The 15,565-nt window shown below is 64.4% G+C and carries 15 protein-coding genes; 10 read left to right on the top strand and 5 right to left on the bottom strand.

Annotated elements, in window-relative coordinates; translation table 11 throughout:
* Positions 1-509: 509 nt before the first annotated feature.
* The gene (locus ACYQOP_RS24710) at positions 510-656 is read right to left on the bottom strand and encodes a hypothetical protein (protein ID WP_207410686.1); all 147 of its coding nucleotides are present in this window, start codon (positions 654-656) and stop codon (positions 510-512) included.
* Between the two features lie 250 nt (positions 657-906).
* Positions 907-1,101 (bottom strand): con-10 family general stress protein, encoded by a 195-nt coding sequence (locus tag ACYQOP_RS24705; protein WP_082470393.1) that lies wholly within the window; start codon positions 1,099-1,101, stop codon positions 907-909.
* Between the two features lie 326 nt (positions 1,102-1,427).
* Between ACYQOP_RS24705 and ACYQOP_RS24700 the strand changes: the two genes are divergently transcribed.
* Positions 1,428-1,871, top strand: coding sequence for a cyclic nucleotide-binding domain-containing protein (locus ACYQOP_RS24700; protein WP_207410685.1), 444 nt, complete (start codon positions 1,428-1,430; stop codon positions 1,869-1,871).
* A gap of 10 nt (positions 1,872-1,881) precedes the next feature.
* On the opposite strand, the gene ACYQOP_RS24695 is transcribed toward ACYQOP_RS24700, so the two are convergent.
* Positions 1,882-2,325: a VOC family protein gene (locus ACYQOP_RS24695; protein ID WP_461224728.1), complete on the bottom strand. Its 444-nt coding sequence runs from the start codon at positions 2,323-2,325 to the stop codon at positions 1,882-1,884.
* Positions 2,326-2,962: 637 nt separating this feature from the next.
* Between ACYQOP_RS24695 and ACYQOP_RS24690 the strand changes: the two genes are divergently transcribed.
* The 7 genes from ACYQOP_RS24690 to greA all read left to right on the top strand — a co-directional run bounded on the left by ACYQOP_RS24690 (position 2,963) and on the right by greA (position 10,751).
* Positions 2,963-3,640: a L,D-transpeptidase gene (locus tag ACYQOP_RS24690; protein ID WP_056430145.1), complete on the top strand. Its 678-nt coding sequence runs from the start codon at positions 2,963-2,965 to the stop codon at positions 3,638-3,640.
* 354 nt (positions 3,641-3,994) lie between these two features.
* The gene (gene ppdK / locus ACYQOP_RS24685; protein WP_461224726.1) at positions 3,995-6,673 is read left to right on the top strand and encodes a pyruvate, phosphate dikinase; all 2,679 of its coding nucleotides are present in this window, start codon (positions 3,995-3,997) and stop codon (positions 6,671-6,673) included.
* Between the two features lie 209 nt (positions 6,674-6,882).
* Positions 6,883-7,140, top strand: coding sequence for a hypothetical protein (locus ACYQOP_RS24680; protein ID WP_156467845.1), 258 nt, complete (start codon positions 6,883-6,885; stop codon positions 7,138-7,140).
* A gap of 223 nt (positions 7,141-7,363) precedes the next feature.
* Complete coding sequence (locus ACYQOP_RS24675; RefSeq protein ID WP_461225464.1) at positions 7,364-8,335, top strand: cell wall hydrolase; 972 nt, start codon at positions 7,364-7,366, stop codon at positions 8,333-8,335.
* A gap of 207 nt (positions 8,336-8,542) precedes the next feature.
* On the top strand, positions 8,543-9,148 hold the full coding sequence (locus ACYQOP_RS24670; RefSeq protein ID WP_056430154.1) for a hypothetical protein: 606 nt from the start codon (positions 8,543-8,545) through the stop codon (positions 9,146-9,148).
* Positions 9,149-9,260: 112 nt separating this feature from the next.
* Complete coding sequence (gene acuI, locus ACYQOP_RS24665; protein ID WP_461224724.1) at positions 9,261-10,247, top strand: acrylyl-CoA reductase (NADPH); 987 nt, start codon at positions 9,261-9,263, stop codon at positions 10,245-10,247.
* A 42-nt stretch (positions 10,248-10,289) separates the two neighbouring features.
* Positions 10,290-10,751, top strand: a complete 462-nt coding sequence (gene greA, locus ACYQOP_RS24660) for a transcription elongation factor GreA (protein WP_419951485.1) — start codon at positions 10,290-10,292, stop codon at positions 10,749-10,751.
* A 1-nt stretch (position 10,752) separates the two neighbouring features.
* Here the strand turns inward: greA and ACYQOP_RS24655 are convergent, their stop codons facing one another.
* The gene (locus tag ACYQOP_RS24655) at positions 10,753-11,625 is read right to left on the bottom strand and encodes a LysR family transcriptional regulator (protein WP_461224721.1); all 873 of its coding nucleotides are present in this window, start codon (positions 11,623-11,625) and stop codon (positions 10,753-10,755) included.
* A gap of 144 nt (positions 11,626-11,769) precedes the next feature.
* Between ACYQOP_RS24655 and wrbA the strand changes: the two genes are divergently transcribed.
* Positions 11,770-12,369, top strand: coding sequence for an NAD(P)H:quinone oxidoreductase (gene wrbA / locus ACYQOP_RS24650; RefSeq protein ID WP_461224719.1), 600 nt, complete (start codon positions 11,770-11,772; stop codon positions 12,367-12,369).
* A gap of 192 nt (positions 12,370-12,561) precedes the next feature.
* On the opposite strand, the gene ACYQOP_RS24645 is transcribed toward wrbA, so the two are convergent.
* Positions 12,562-13,554 carry an L-threonylcarbamoyladenylate synthase gene (locus tag ACYQOP_RS24645; RefSeq protein WP_461224717.1) on the bottom strand — a complete coding sequence of 331 codons (993 nt, stop codon included), beginning with the start codon at positions 13,552-13,554 and terminating at the stop codon, positions 12,562-12,564.
* Between the two features lie 187 nt (positions 13,555-13,741).
* Here ACYQOP_RS24645 and ACYQOP_RS24640 point away from each other — a divergent pair, with 187 nt between their 5' ends.
* A complete protein-coding gene (locus tag ACYQOP_RS24640) occupies positions 13,742-15,508 on the top strand; it encodes an acyl-CoA dehydrogenase (RefSeq protein ID WP_461224715.1) in 1,767 nt (588 codons plus the stop codon).
* Positions 15,509-15,565 lie beyond the last annotated feature (57 nt).

The following is a 15,565-nucleotide window of genomic DNA, read 5'->3' as shown; positions in this document are numbered from 1 at the left end:
CTTTTCCGTTTTCGCTCGGTCAACCGATCAATAAAAACGGGCCGGACGAATGTCCGACCCGTGAAAAGTTTCCGGCCAATGCACAAGGGGAATGCGGGGGGAGGACCAGGCGGCCGGGTGATTTGGTAACGAACGTGATGCAACAGGGTTCCAAAAAATGCGGCTTCGGCCATTTTGGCCACGCGCGTGGTTTTTCCGCCACGCGCCTTAACGGGAGGTACCCTGGTCCCGGAAAAATGTTTGCAACAACGAGCCCGTCGTTTACTGGCCGTAAAGTTTTTAGACCAGTCAAGGAACTCGCGACGATCAGGTCGCGTTGTCCAGCATCCTGTCAAGCTCCGCTTGGAGATTACGACAATGCTTCGGTCTGGATTGATCCTGAGTGTCGGTGGACCGGCTGCCCTCCTGACGATGCTTGTCTTGCCGGTCGTTCAGCGCGAAGCAGACCGCTGGTCGCATCCCGCTGCGACGAGCCAGCAGGCCCCCGCGAGCTTGACGCCGGCCATCATTCACTCACCGGCGCAGATCGGTGGAAGCGACATCGCCGTGCTCCGTGTGACGACGGCGGTCTCGAATGAGCGCAGGGCACCGGCGTTCTCGTCGGACCAGGATACCGTCTCGACGGAAAAGCCCGTGCTGAAGCCTCGCAGAACCATGAGGGATGGCTGTGAGGGAGCAATCAGCTCTTTGGCCGGCCCGGAAGCACGCCGCATGATCCCAGGCCGCTGCATCGCATAAGCGACAGACCGACACTGAACTTCGAGACCCGCAAGCCCTTCGTTGATGACGGAGGGCTTTTTACTGTTGCGCCTAAAACGGCGGACGAACTCGATATTCGGTCGCCTCAAACAAGAAAGGCGCGCACCGAATCTCGGTACGCGCCTTGTCTCTTCCAACAAATGGAATTTAGTCTTCGCCGGACCGGCCGGGTGTGGTCGACTGACCGCCCTTGCGTCCCGCGGACGAAGCAAGCTCGCGATCCTGAGAAAACGATCGCTTTTCCGCCGGAACACTCCGTCCACCTTTGCTCGCGATCTCGCGTTGCCGCTCCAGATCCATCGATGCAAAACCTCGCTTTGAGGTAGAATTTCCTGATGCCATCAGCGCCTCCTCAGCATGTGGTTCTCGAAGATGACAACCTTCGCCAATATCGATGGTTCCTCGGCCAACCTTGCTGAAGACAAATGCCTGCCGCCATTTAATCCATGCCGGCTGGTCATTGCGAGAGAGCGCCTGGATACCGCGACAACCCGCCTCAGATGCAACGAATCATCGACGGTGACGTATGTCCGCGCGCGAGGCCGCCCCTCTTCGCCGTGAGAATGCGCGGGGCTGGACAATGCCTGGGCAAACCGCATGGATGCGCGGGATGAAGGCGCCCATCGGTCGGCGTCTTCCAGCGGAGCGCTCAGAATGGTCGTTTCATCATGACCCTCGACACCGAGGTCTCGTCACTCCGACAGGTGCCGCTCTTTCGCGGGGTAGAACCGTCCCGCCTGAAGCTTCTGGCTTTCACCAGTGAGCGGGTACATTTCGAAGCGGGGCAACAGCTCTTCGCCCGCGGCGATGTGGCGGATGCCGCTTATCTCATTCTCGACGGTTCAGCCGCCGTCACCATCGACGGGCCGTTCGGCCCATTCCGGCTCGCCCTTCTCGGGTCGAACGCGTTGGTCGGCGAAATGGGCATCCTGGCCGACCAGCCGCGCTCTGCCACCGTGCAGGCCGACACAGCGATCACCGCCTTGCGGATCGACAGGACGGTGTTCCTCGAATTGCTGGCTCAGTTTCCGCAAATCAGCATCGCGGTAATGCGTGAACTCGCCCTGCGTCTCGAACATACGAACCAGCAGCTGGCGGAACGGCGCAGCTGAGGCGGCACCGTCAATCCGTCGGATAGGTGATGAATTCCATCAACGAACCATCGGGGTCGCGAAAATAAACGCTGATCCCCGTACCGGCGGCGCCATTGCGCTCGATAGGACCGAGTTCGACCGGGACGCCCTGCGCCGCGAGATGCGTGAGCGCGTCGTCGATGGACCCTGACCACCGAAAGCAAAGATCACTGCCGCCCGGCATCACCGGGCGTTCGGCCAGCGGAGTCGGCGACAGGCCGGGGCCGTGGACGTTCAATTGAACGCCGCCGAACCGATAGGCGAAGCCCTTCCCGCGAGAGATCACCTCCGCGCCCAGCACGTCGCGATAGAACGCAGTCGAGCGCTCCCAATCGGAGACGTGGATGACGCAATGGTCGAGATGAATCGCCGGCGCGAGGTCGGCGAGGGGCTCGTCGACCTCGGTCGTGGTGAAGGTTTGCGTATCGGCCATCGCATCGTCTCGGTTTCCGGCGGCCCTGCCGCATCGGGGTCGAGCATGCCCCGCCCGGCCCGGCGGAGCAACGCAGCTTGCCTCAGCGCATCGACCGAACTCAACCTGAGATAAGTTATCGAGCTCGAGAAGGGCAACTCAACCGGGAACACCACTCCGTGGGATGGGAGCCCTAACCGAAAGTTCGGCTTCAGGCCGCACTGGAGATTACGATGCTTCACGTCCGCATGTACGGCGCCCCAGAGATCATCGTTCGTCAAGATATCAACGCAAGGTGAAGATGGGACAGCGGCCCAGCCTTCGACATTCCGTAGTTCCGCAGCCTCACCTTCGGTGCCGGGCCGATAGCGATGGGATCAGCCTGACGGTCGATGTCGCGAAAGACCCGAACCTGCGGGCCGAGCTCGGAACGACATTCCCAGTAGTCAGGCCTTCCTGCCCGCAAACCGCTTAAGACGATCGAGCGGGACGGAAAACGGCTCGGCGTCAGCGCGCCGAACGATCAAGATAAGCTGAGCCAGACGAGCTGAATCCGCGAGCACTGCCTCTCGTAAAGCGGAGATGGCGGGCATGTTCCCTCCCGCTGCGACGTGAAAGACACAACATCGTCGGCCATCGGACGGTAGTCATGAGGGCAATGATCCGCCCGACGACCACTTTCGTGGAGCCCTCGATGCATATCCGCCGTGTCCTTCTCAGCCTGCTCGTCATCGCTCCATTGGCCGCATGCAATTCTCGTGGGCCCATGACCGTGGCGCAGGATGATGAGGCCGCCTGGTATACGGGTTCGATGCCGGATAAGCCCTACGACGTGCCGCTGGTGGATACGTCGCGGCTCGATCCGAAATATCGTCGGCAGGTCGTTCGCTATACCGGGGCGGAAAAGCCGGGCACCATCGTCGTCGACATCGACAACCGCCAGCTCGCCCTGGTGCAGGAGGACGGCACGGCCCAGCAATACGGCATCGGCGTCGGAAAGCTCGGCTTCTCTTGGAAAGGCGAAGCGAAGGTCGGACGAAAGGGCGTGTGGCCGGATTGGAGCCCCACCACCACGATGGTCTCCCTCAACCCCGACCTGCCAAGAACCCGCAAGGGCGGGGTGGACAATCCGCTGGGGGCCCGCGCCCTCTATCTCTACCAGAACAATCGGGACATCCTGTTCCGCATCCATGGCACCAACGAACCCTGGAGCATCGGTGAGCAGATGTCCTCCGGCTGCGTTCGCATGTTGAACGAGGACATCGTCGATCTGTTCGAGCGCGTCCCCGTCGGCACGCGGGTGCTGGTCAAGCGCAACGGAAAATATCGCGCCTGAATGCCAAGCCAAGCCGTCGGCATGGCGGGTTCGACCCGCGTTCCTGGAGTTTTGGAATGCGGGTTGAGGCGAATGACGGGTGATGTTCACCGGGTCATTCGATGATGCCAACCGATCCCTTCGGGTTGCGTCAGCGAGCAGCCAAGAGCCGACAAATCGGCGAATCAGAATCCTGCTCGTCGACCATAGGAATGAAGAAGTCTTAACCCTGTGTCATGACCGCATGACAAATCCCGCTGCCCGTTACGCGTGATGACCGCCTAAGGGCCGTTCATCTTGCATTGCAGCATGCAATGGTTCAACGGGGCATCTAGGGGTATGACATCCCCGATTGTTGCAAGCGGATCATTGGCGATGGCGAAGTGGGTCTACTCGTTCGGCGACGGCAAGGCGGAGGGTCAATCCTCCATGCGCAACCTCCTCGGAGGCAAGGGCGCAAACCTCGCCGAGATGTCCAATCTCGGTCTCCCAGTGCCTCCGGGTTTCACCATCACGACTGAAGTCTGCACCTGGTATTACGACAACGATCGTCAGTACCCTGCGGAACTGAAGGCCGAGGTCCAGGCCGCGCTCGATGCTGTCGGAGCTCTAACCGGCCGCGGCTTCGGTGACCCGAAGAACCCGCTTCTCGTCTCGGTCCGCTCCGGTGCTCGCGCTTCCATGCCGGGCATGATGGACACGGTGCTGAATCTCGGCCTGAACGACACCACCGTAGAGGCGCTGGCCGAAGGCTCCGGCGATCCGCGCTTCGCCTACGATTCCTACCGCCGCTTCATCACCATGTACTCGAACGTGGTGCTCGATGTGGAGCACCACGCCTTCGAAGAGGCGCTGGAGCATTACAAGGAGACCAAGGGCTTCAGCCTCGATACCGAACTCGGTGCCGAGGACTGGAAGCACATGATCGGTCTCTACAAGAAGATCGTCCGCGACGAGCACGGCGCCGACTTCCCGCAGGGTGCCGAAGACCAGCTCTGGGGCGCCATCGGCGCGGTGTTCAGCTCGTGGATGATCCCGCGCGCCAAGAAGTACCGCGAGCTCAACAACATCCCCGAGAGCTGGGGCACGGCTGTCAACGTCCAGGCCATGGTGTTCGGCAATATGGGCGACACCTCGGCTACGGGCGTCGCCTTCACCCGCAACCCCTCCACCGGCGAGCGCGCGCTCTACGGCGAGTTCCTCATCAACGCCCAGGGCGAAGACGTGGTGGCGGGCATCCGCACCCCGCAGGACATCACCGAGAAGGCACGGATCGAGGCCAAGTCCGACAAGCCGTCGATGGAGCGGGCGATGCCCGAATCCTATGCCGAGCTGGTACGGATCTATGGGCTGCTCGAGACCCATTACCGCGACATGCAGGACATGGAGTTCACCATCGAGAGCGGAAAGCTCTGGATGCTCCAGACCCGCAACGGCAAGCGCACCGCCAAGGCGGCCCTGCGCATCGCCGTGGATCTCGCCGCCGAAGGCCTGATCACCGAGGAGGAGGCGATTGGCCGGGTCGAGCCCGCCGCCCTCGACCAGCTGCTCCACCCCACCATCGACCCGAAAGCCGAGCGCAAGATCATCGCGTCCGGCCTGCCTGCATCGCCCGGCGCGGCCACCGGCGAGATCGTGTTCAATTCCGAGGATGCCGAGGCCGCCCGCAAGGCCGAGCGCAAGTGTATTCTCGTGCGGATCGAGACGAGCCCCGAGGACATCCACGGGATGCACGCCTCCGAGGGTATCCTCACCACGCGCGGCGGCATGACCTCGCACGCCGCCGTGGTCGCCCGCGGCATGGGCAAGCCCTGCGTCTCGGGCGTCGGCACGATCCGCGTCGATTACAAGGCCGGCACCCTCACGGTGGCGGGCACGACGCTGAAGGCCGGCGACAAGATCACCATCGACGGCTCCACCGGCCAGGTCCTCCTCGGCGAAGTGAAGATGCTGGAGCCGTCGCTCTCCGGTGAATTCGCGACCCTGATGGGCTGGGCCGACAAGGTCCGCACCATGAAGGTGCGCACCAATGCCGACACGCCCACCGATGCCCGCGCCGCCCGCAACTTCGGGGCCGAGGGTATCGGCCTGTGCCGTACCGAGCACATGTTCTTCGAAGGGGACCGCATCGTCGCCGTTCGCGAGATGATCCTCGCCGACGACGTCGAAGGCCGCCGTTCGGCCCTGGCAAAGATCCTGCCCTATCAGCGCCAGGATTTCGTCGAGCTGTTCACGATCATGTCGGGCCTGCCGGTGACGATCCGCCTGCTCGATCCGCCGCTGCACGAGTTCCTGCCGCATACCGATGCGGAAGTTCAGGATGTGGCCAAGAGCACCGGCGTGTCCGAGGAGAAGCTCCGCCGCCGGATGACCGAGCTGCACGAGTTCAACCCGATGCTCGGCTTCCGTGGCTGCCGCCTCGCCATCGCCTTCCCGGAGATCGCGGAGATGCAGGCCCGCGCCATCTTCGAGGCCGCCGTCCAGGCCGCCAAGGAGACGGATGCCCCCGTCACCGCCGAGATCATGGTTCCGCTGGTCTTCACCCAGATGGAGTTCGACATCGTCAAGGCGCGCATCGACGCCATGGCGAAGGCCGTCACAGAGGAGACCGGCGCGACGCTGTCCTATCAGGTTGGCACCATGATCGAGTTGCCGCGTGCGGCCCTTCGCGCCGGGGACATCGCCAAGACCGCCGAGTTCTTCTCCTTCGGCACCAACGACCTGACACAGACCGCCCTCGGCATCTCACGCGATGATGCCGCGACGTTCCTCGGGGCCTATACCCAGAAGGGCATCCTGTCCGCCGATCCCTTCATCTCGATCGATCAGGAAGGCGTGGGCGAACTCGTTCGCATCGGCGTCGAGCGGGGCAGGGCGGTCCGTCCCGACATCAAGCTCGGCATCTGCGGCGAGCATGGCGGCGATCCGGCCTCGATCCATTTCTGCCAGGAGGTCGGGCTCGATTACGTCTCCTGCTCGCCCTATCGCGTGCCGATCGCGCGCCTTGCTGCGGCCCAGGCAGCCCTCGCGACGCGGGACAAGACTCGCGGCTGAGTGCCGGTCCTTCAGGACAGGAAGACCTGAAAGGGCGGCCGATGGCCGCCCTTTTTCGTCGCGCTGCGCCAGGAGAAATGTCGTTGAATAAATCTCCGAATACCCCTTGAACCGATGTCGCTTCGGCACGTTGAGTGCTAGTGCCAGACCAAAGCGCGACGACGCTCCCGGCTGGGTGGGATGGCTTTGAACGCGCGGGAACGCCGACCATGAGCGACTCGAGCCAACCCCCTGTTTTTCTCTCTGAAACCTCGCACGCCGTGCCGGTACCGCGGGTCGTCCAGCAGGCCTATTTCTGGGTCGTCTCGGCGCTCGGCGGCCTTGCGACCATCGCCCTTCTCGTCTTCGCGGTCGCGACCCAAAGCAATACTGATGCAGAGCGCATCGCCGAAACCAAGGGACGCTCCAGCATCAATGCTCTCGTAGGTGCCCTAGCGGTCACACACGGCCGGCCCGGAAGCCTTTAAGAGACGTGCTGCAGGTTTTCGTGGGGGCCGATCAAGGTCTTCGCGGCACGTGATCCCGCGCGTCTTCTTAAGACACTCGCAACCATAACGCCCGATAGTTTGGATCGTACCTTCTGCTCCCCCATGCGCGGCGACAGTGAGGTCAGGTCCTTAACCGGGTTGTTTGGTCGTGAGTACGAAACGCGTTCGCCGCCCTAGCCAACGGCCCTGGTTTCGCGCCTCGATGGTGCCCTGGACCCTCGCCCTCGGCTTCGTCGTCTCCTTCACGGCAAGCGCCGGAACCGACCCTTCCGCCTCCGGTCTGACGGGACAGGGCGTGGCCAGGATCGCCCTGCGGCTCCCCCACGATACGCCGGGAATCCGCCGCCGTGTCGATGCGAAGGCGACGGAGCGGCTCTACCCGAACCACGAGGCAGGCACCGGCCAGATTGGGAGAGCGCCCGTCGTCAACGTAAACCTTTCGGGCAGCGATGCGGGAATGCTGGTTCCCGGCTCCGCGATCTGGTCGCCAGACCTGGAGCCGAATTCCGGCTTCACCCTCCCGCAGGAAGCGGCCAGCGACGACGAAGGCGATGAGCCCTCGGACGGTGCTACACCCGCCATCCCGCGCGCCGTCGCCCTGTCGTCGACGACACCGGCCCCGGCTGATGCCACGCCCATCGAAGTCGCGGCGGCGAGCCTGATGATCCCCGGCTTCTCGCCAAGGAAAGACTTTGCACCGGGCATCGCCGACGCCACCCCCGAGGACGCCCGGCATCGCTATGCCGACCTGATCGGCCCCGATTCCATCGATCGGGAACAGCGCTGCCTCGCCGAGGCTGTTTATTTCGAAGCCCGGAGCGAGCCCGAGGACGGTCAGGCCGCCGTGGCCCAAGTGGTTCTGAACCGCGTCAAGAGCGGCCTCTACCCGTCGAATGTCTGCGGTGTCGTCTACCAGAACCGGCATCGCTATATGGGCTGCCAGTTCTCCTTCGCTTGCGAAGGCAAATCGCTGCGCATCACCGACGGCCCGTCCTGGCAGAGCGCCAGCCGCATCGCCAGCGCGGTCATCGAAGGGCGGACCTATCTCAGCGAGGTCGGTGGCGCCACGCATTATCACGCCGATTACGTAAAGCCGGGCTGGTCGAGGCGCCTGAAAAAGATGGACGTGATCGGCCGCCACATCTTCTACCAGCTCAAGCGCGGTCAGACCTGAATCCGGTTTAACGCCCCGTGAATCGACATCGCACGCTTTACTTAAGCAGAGTGAAAATTGCGTAGTCTTAAGCCAGGGTTAATTTTACCCTGATCTGCAATACAGCTTGCTCCGAGCGCAACTTGACCGCCTCTAATGCGTCGAGGGGTGCGTGCCGTCATGGGCCGCACGCCAACCACATCGCGTTTTAGAGTCGAGGATTTCATCATGACCGCGCCGGTCGCCCATTTCACGCTGTCCGCCTTCGCCCTTGCCGGCGCCTTGCTCGGTACCTCGATTCTCGCGACATCGGCCCAGGCCGGAGGCTGTGGCGGCGCCGAATGCTACCGTCACGTCACTACGCCGCCCGTCTACGACACCGTCTCCGAGCGCGTTCTCGTCCGCCCGGCGCGGACCGTCTACCGCTCCATTCCCCCGGTGTTCGAGACTGTCGCCGAACAGGTCCAGCTCTCCCCGGGCGGCCGCGTCTGGCAGACACGCCGGGACGCGTACGGCCAGATGATCGGCTGCTGGGTCGACGTTCCGCCGCGCTTCGCAACGCGCCATCGCCGGATCCTGGCTCAGCCCGGCCAGACGATCCCCGAGACGATCCCTGCGGAATATGCCAGCGTCCAGCGCACCGTCCTGGTCTCGCGCGGCCGGTCGGGCTGGGTGCCCGCTCATGGTGGCGGCTATCGGAGCGGCTATGCTGGCTCCCCCCGCGCTCCTCTGATCGGCTCCATTCCCGACGCGTTCGGCATCACCGGTGCGAGTTCGGCCGATGTCGGCGTCGGCCTCGGCTTCTCCACCGGCAGCATTTACGACGGATATTGATCTGATCCGACGCGACGTCGTCTCGGCCTCGGGCGTCTCACCGCCCGGGGCCGTCTTGATTCAGGGCGCCCTCGACACAGGTCACCGTCGAGGCGTGAGGAGACCGGCGGATATGGCGACGTTCAAGGCGTGGGTGATCGAAAAGGGCGAAGCGGGACAGAATCTCCGCTTCACGGATTTCGACGAAGCAGATCTCATGGACGGCGACGTCACCGTGCGGGTCACGCGTTCGACCCTCAACTACAAGGACGGATTGGCCATGACCGGCCGTTCGCCCGTCGTGCGACGTTTCCCGATGATCCCCGGCATCGACTTTTCCGGCATCGTGGAGACTTCGGACCATCCCGACTACAAGCCCGGCGACGCCGTGGTGCTCACCGGCTGGGGCGTCGGCGAGAGCCATCTCGGCGCCTATGCCGAGCGAGCGCGGGTGAAGGGCGACTGGCTCGTGCCGTTGCCGGATGGGCTGAAGCCCGAAGAGGCGATGGCGGTGGGGACCGCCGGCTATACCGCCATGCTCTGCGTCATGGCCCTCGATTCCCACGGCCTCACCCCTGCCGACGGCCCCGCCATCGTTACGGGTGCGTCCGGCGGTGTCGGATCAGTCGCCGTGGCGCTGCTAGCCAAGGCTGGATGGCGTGTCATCGCCGTGACTGGTCGTTCGGGCGAGGCGGATTACCTGACGTCGCTGGGCGCTGCCGAGATCATGGACCGGAGCGAGCTCGCGAATCCCGGAAAGCCTCTGGCGAAAGAGCGCTGGGCAGCGGGCATCGATGCCGTCGGCTCGACGACGCTCGCCAATCTCCTCGCGTCCACCAAGGCCGACGGTGCTATCGCGGCCTGCGGCCTCGCCGGAGGCATGGACCTGCCGACCTCGGTGGCACCCTTTATCCTGCGCGGCGTGACGCTGTTCGGCATCAACAGTGTCACCACCCCGTTGCCGAAGCGCAGGGAAGCCTGGGCGCGGATCGCGCGGGACCTCGACCGAAGCCTCCTCGCCAGAATGACGAGCACAGTGCCACTCTCGGAGGTGGGGACGCTCGCAGAGGAAATCCTCGAGGGGCGGACGCGTGGCCGCACCGTCGTCACCATCGGGTGACCCGGAGCGGAACCGTTATGATTGCGGAGCATTGCCGTTTTCATGAGCAGTGCATTTGTCAAAGAGCGTGAAGGCGGAGAAGCGTTCGAGGATCTTCCCGATCGCCCCATCTCGCCCCACACCAATTTCGTCACCCCCCAGGGTCTCGCCCAGATGGAAGCCGAAGTGGCTCGGCTGCAGTCGGAATTTTCCGCTCTGACGCCTGGCGCCAAGGCCGATGAGGCCCGCGTCACCCGTGAACTGGCCTATTGGACCGCGCGTCTCGGCTCGGCCGAACTCGTCGAGCCGATGGATGGTGAGACGGTCCATTTCGGGTCGACGGTCTCGATCCTGAAAGAGGACGGTACCAAGCAGAAGTTCCGCATCGTTGGCGAAGACGAGGCGGATCCGACCAAGGGCTCGATTTCCTATGTTTCGCCGATGGCGAAGGCTCTGACGGGGAAAAGCGTGGGCGATACCGTCGAGGTGAATGGCCACGAGATCGAAATCGAAGCCATTGGCTGAACTACGAATCGGTCCCTTCGATCAATGGCCGCATCGCCGCGATTTCGGTGGCGATGACATCCATGAGCGCTCTGACCCGTGGAGCATGACGCAGTTCGGCGTGGGTCAGAACCCAGAGCGAGGTCGCGAGTTCGGGTTCGTTCTCTGAAAGGCGGAACAGGTTTGGACGAGTATCCGCCTCCCAGCGCGGTAGCGGTCCGATACCGCACCCGGCCTCGATCGCCTCACGCAGGCCCAGCACCGTGTTGATCGAAATGGCGACGTTTCCCGCCGCGATGCGGGATTTCGCGAAGGCGGCGAATCGGCCGCCTGCCACGGCAGCCCTCGGATAGACCCATGGACTGTCGGCCATAGCGCGACCCACGTAATCCTGTGTCCCGTAGATGGCCCAGTTGCTGGTCGCTAAGCGTCGTCCGACAAGGTTGGGCGGTGGTCGATCACTAGCTCGGATCGCCACATCGGCATCCTTGCAGAGATTGAGGGATTCCTCGGCCAGAACGAGTTCGAGGCGGATACGCGGGTAGCGTCGTCGAAACCCCTCGAAGATCGGCATGAGGACTCCGGTTGCGAGGCCCGCCGGTGCGGTGATGCGCACATCACCGGCAGGCTCCGACGATTGGCCCGCGAGTTCACGGTTGAACTGCGCGACAGTGTCATCCATCCGATAGGCGGCGAGGATCATGGCGCGACCCGCCTCAGTGGGAACGTAGCCCGACCGGTGCCGCTCGAAGAGCCGTGCCCGGATCGACGACTCGATGGCAGAGAGGCGGCGGAACGCGGTCGAATGATTGATGCCGAGATGATCGGCGGCACGGGTCAGGCCACCCTGCTCGGCGATCGCGCGCACAAGGCGGAAACCGTCCCAATCGGCCACGCAGCACCCCATCGAACCGTTGCGACCTTGCATTGACGCAAGACGAATTTTGCAAAGTAGGGCATTTCCGCAAGGCCCGTCCTCACCGATATCGGCCATTGCACAAAGCTGCGTTGCGGCGTTTTTCGATCTGGAGTGAGAATGATGACGAAGGTTCTGGTCCTCTATTATTCGTCCTGGGGACATGTGGAGCAGATGGCGAACGCCGTCGCTGAGGGTGCCCGCGAAGCCGGGGCCGATGTCAGCGTGAAGCGTGTCCCGGAACTCGTTCCCGACGAGGTCGCCAAGCAGTTCCACTACAAGCTCGACCAGCAGGCCCCCATCGCCACCGTGGACGAACTGGCCGATTATGATGCGATCATCTTCGGTACGCCCACACGCTACGGCAACATGGCTGCCCAGATGAAGCAGTTCATCGATCAGACCGGCGGCCTCTGGGCGCAGGGTAAGCTGGTCGGCAAGGTCGGCTCGGTCTTCACATCCACGGCGTCACAGCATGGCGGCCAGGAGACGACACTCACCAGCTTCCACACCGTGCTCCTGCACCACGGCATGGTCATCGTGGGATTGCCCTATTCTTTCCCCGGCCAGAACGGTGTCGAGCAGGTGAAGGGGGGCACGCCCTATGGTGCCTCGACGATCGCCGATGGCGACGGAAGCCGTCAGCCGAGCGGTGTCGAACTCGATGGTGCCCGGTACCAGGGCAAGCATGTCGCCGGCATCGCCGCCAAGCTCGCCGTCTGAACGACGTCGGGTCAAGAACGAGCCTCGCACATGGTGCGAGGCTCGTTTGGTCATTCACCAATTGCACGCAAGAAAAAAGGCTCGGACGAATCCGAGCCTTGAAAGGGAGAAGGTCATTTGGGGGCTGAACTGACCTTCGTAATCGTTGAACGCCTTCGCGCCGACTCGGTTCCCTGAAACCGAAAAATAATTTCAGCGGGGCGCCGCCGCCCGGCGTAGCCTGTCATTGATCGCCTCGCCGAGGCCCGTCCGGGGGATCGGAGCGACCGCGATGGTCCCGGTGCCGGCGGCGTCCAGATGGCGTAGAGCGGAGAAAAGCGTGGACGCTGCCTCTTCGAGACTGCCAGTCTCACTGAGGTTGAGGCGCGCTTTCGCTGCGTCCGTACCGGGCGGTACATCTCGCCCGAACAGCAGAACCGCCTCATCCGGCTCGATCCGCAACGCGTCAAGTCGCACGGCCGCCCGAGGGGCGTAATGCGAAGCGAGGAGACCGGGGCCGATCGGTGCCTCGCCAGGATGGTCTCCGGTATCGAGGGCAAAGCCCAACACGGCTTCCGCCACCTCCCGCGTCACACCGCCGGGGCGGAGCAGGCGTGCCCGACCGTTGAGACAAGCGATGACGGTGGATTCCAGGCCGACCGAGGTGCTCCCGCCATCGAGGATCGCGGCGATACGACCGTCGAGATCGGCGAGGACATGCTCGGCTCGCGTCGGGCTCACACGTCCCGACCGGTTGGCAGAGGGCGCCACCACCGGTCGCCCGACCTTCTCCAGAAGGGAGAGGGCGACGGGGCTGGCCGGGACGCGCAGGGCGACGCTGGGAAGACCGGCGCGGCCGAGGTCACTGACCGTCCCCCCCGGGGCGACCGGAACGACGAGGGTCAGCGGTCCCGGCCAGAACGCGGCCGCGAGACGCAGGGCGATCTCGTCGAAGAGGCCTTCGCGACGGGCCGCGTCGAGACCTGGCACATGGGCGATCAAGGGGTTGAAGCTCGGGCGATTCTTCGCCGTGTAGATCCGCGCCACGGCATCGGAGTCGGTGGCGTCGGCGCCGAGCCCGTAGACGGTCTCCGTGGGAAAGGCGACCAGAGCGCCCCCGCGAAGGAGATTCGCGGATCGCTCAATTCCAGCCTCGTCGATACCGAGCATCAAGGTCTGGCCGGGGATTGACGCGAGATCGTTCATATCTAAACTATCTCCTGCCCGGATGACGTGCGGCGTCGTGCGGTGTCCCGCTCCAGCGACTGCCTATCCCCGCGATGCGGTCTTGCCTATGCCTATCGGCGAACGACGTGACCGACCTGTCGCCGGGTCGGCTCGCGCGCCAAACACAGGGTGAAGCGTCGCTCGAGACGACGCGGGAGATACGTCCATGAGCTATCGCACGCCGGTTGCCGAGATCAGCTTTGCCTTGCGCTATGTCGCTCGGCTCGATGCCGCCATCGCCTCGGGCGCCCATGGCGACCTGACGTTGGAGGATGCGGACGCGATCCTGCAAGAGGCCGGCCGGGTGGCCGACGCCGTGATAGCGCCCCTCAACCCCATCGGGGATCGTCAGGGCGCGCGTATCGAGAACGGTGCCGTGACCACGTCGCCGGGCTGGCCCGACGCGTATCGCACCTGGATCGAGGGCGGTTGGAACGGCCTGAGCGCCGAACCCGAATATGGCGGCCAAGGGCTTCCACTGCTCCTCAACGCCGCCTGCAGCGAGATGTGGAATGCCGGCAGCATCAGCTTCGCGCTGTGCCCGCTCCTGACGGCCGGCGGGATCGAAGCGCTGTCGAAACACGGTTCCGTGGACCTGAAGGGGCGCTATCTCGAAAAACTCGTCTCCGGCGAGTGGACCGCCACGATGAACCTCACCGAGCCCCAGGCGGGTTCGGACCTGTCCCTCCTGCGCAGCCGCGCCGAGCCGGCGGGGGACGGGAGCTACCGCATCGTCGGGTCGAAGATCTACATCACGTATGGCGAGCACGACATGGCGGACAACATCGTCCATCTCGTCCTCGCCCGGCTGAAGGACGCCCCGGCCGGAACGCGCGGCATCTCCCTGTTCCTGGTGCCGAAGATCCTTCCCGACGGCAGCCACAACGACCTGCGCTGCTCGGGGCTGGAACATAAGCTCGGCATCCATGGCTCGCCGACCTGCTCGATGGCTTTCGGCGATAACGGCGGCGCCACGGGCTGGCTGATCGGTGAGGAGAATCGTGGCCTCGCCTGCATGTTCACGATGATGAATTCGGCCCGGCTCAATGTCGGGCTGCAGGGGGTGGGCGTCGCCGAACGGTCGTACCAGCAGGCGTTGACCTATGCCCGCGACCGGCGCCAGGGCAAGGCGGCGGGCTCGTCCGATCCCGTCAGCCCCATCGTCGAGCATCCCGACGTGCAGCGGATGCTGCTGACGATGAAAGCCTATACGGCGGCCGCCCGCGGCATCTGCTACCTCACGGCCGAAGCCCTCGACGCCGCGCGCGGCCCCGAAGGCAAGCAAGCGAACGACCGGGCATCATTGCTGACCCCCGTGGCCAAAGCCTTCTCCACCGACATCGCCAACGAGGTCACGTCTCTGAGCGTCCAGGTCCATGGCGGCATGGGCTTCGTCGAGGAGACGGGTGCGGCCCAGCACATGCGCGACGCACGCATCCTGGCGATCTACGAGGGCACCAACGGCATCCAGGCCATCGACCTCGTGGCGCGCAAGCTGCCGCTGAATGGCGGGGCCACCGTGCGGGCGCAGCTGGCCTCCATGCGTCGCGTGGCGGAGGCGGTCCAGAAGGATGCGACACCCGCTTTCGGCCATCTCGGTCCGCGCCTGCGTGCCGGGATCGAAAGCCTCGACCGGGCGACGAGTTTCCTGCTGAAGGCCCTGGCCTCGAACCGTCCCGAGGAAGCCCAGGCCGGAGCGACGCCGTATCTGCGCCTGTTCGGCCTCGCACAAGGCGCGACCTGCCTCGCCCTTGCGGCGCTCGCCTCGAATGCCGCCCTCAAGACTGGCGAGACCGATCCCGCCCACGGCGCCCGCATCGCCCTGGCGCGGTTCTTCGCCGAGAACCTGCTCCCGGCGGCGGGCGGATTGGAACAGAGCGTCGTCGATGGTGGCGGGTTCACGCAGGACGGTATGCTGGCTTTGGCGGGATGAGTACGAAGACCCTCCCCCCTCTGCGGGGGAGGGTGCCTGCGGAGCAGGCGGGAGAGG

The organism is Methylobacterium sp. CM6247 (assembly GCF_054817925.1).
Note: the sequence above shows the minus strand (reverse complement) of the source record. Positions and strands in the feature narration are given on the sequence as shown.

What these genes read in the sequence shown, in the direction of transcription:
- ACYQOP_RS24710 (WP_207410686.1), bottom strand. Translation starts at nt 656, where the DNA reads ATGGTTCTGCGAGGCTTCAGCACGGGCTTTTCCGTCGAGACGGTATCC.
- ACYQOP_RS24705 (WP_082470393.1), bottom strand. Translation starts at nt 1,101, where the DNA reads ATGGCATCAGGAAATTCTACCTCAAAGCGAGGTTTTGCATCGATGGAT.
- ACYQOP_RS24700 (WP_207410685.1), top strand. Translation starts at nt 1,428, where the DNA reads ATGACCCTCGACACCGAGGTCTCGTCACTCCGACAGGTGCCGCTCTTT.
- ACYQOP_RS24695 (WP_461224728.1), bottom strand. Translation starts at nt 2,325, where the DNA reads ATGGCCGATACGCAAACCTTCACCACGACCGAGGTCGACGAGCCCCTC.
- ACYQOP_RS24690 (WP_056430145.1), top strand. Translation starts at nt 2,963, where the DNA reads ATGATCCGCCCGACGACCACTTTCGTGGAGCCCTCGATGCATATCCGC.
- ppdK (WP_461224726.1), top strand. Translation starts at nt 3,995, where the DNA reads ATGGCGAAGTGGGTCTACTCGTTCGGCGACGGCAAGGCGGAGGGTCAA.
- ACYQOP_RS24680 (WP_156467845.1), top strand. Translation starts at nt 6,883, where the DNA reads ATGAGCGACTCGAGCCAACCCCCTGTTTTTCTCTCTGAAACCTCGCAC.
- ACYQOP_RS24675 (WP_461225464.1), top strand. Translation starts at nt 7,364, where the DNA reads ATGGTGCCCTGGACCCTCGCCCTCGGCTTCGTCGTCTCCTTCACGGCA.
- ACYQOP_RS24670 (WP_056430154.1), top strand. Translation starts at nt 8,543, where the DNA reads ATGACCGCGCCGGTCGCCCATTTCACGCTGTCCGCCTTCGCCCTTGCC.
- acuI (WP_461224724.1), top strand. Translation starts at nt 9,261, where the DNA reads ATGGCGACGTTCAAGGCGTGGGTGATCGAAAAGGGCGAAGCGGGACAG.
- greA (WP_419951485.1), top strand. Translation starts at nt 10,290, where the DNA reads ATGAGCAGTGCATTTGTCAAAGAGCGTGAAGGCGGAGAAGCGTTCGAG.
- wrbA (WP_461224719.1), top strand. Translation starts at nt 11,770, where the DNA reads ATGACGAAGGTTCTGGTCCTCTATTATTCGTCCTGGGGACATGTGGAG.
- ACYQOP_RS24645 (WP_461224717.1), bottom strand. Translation starts at nt 13,554, where the DNA reads ATGAACGATCTCGCGTCAATCCCCGGCCAGACCTTGATGCTCGGTATC.
- ACYQOP_RS24640 (WP_461224715.1), top strand. Translation starts at nt 13,742, where the DNA reads ATGAGCTATCGCACGCCGGTTGCCGAGATCAGCTTTGCCTTGCGCTAT.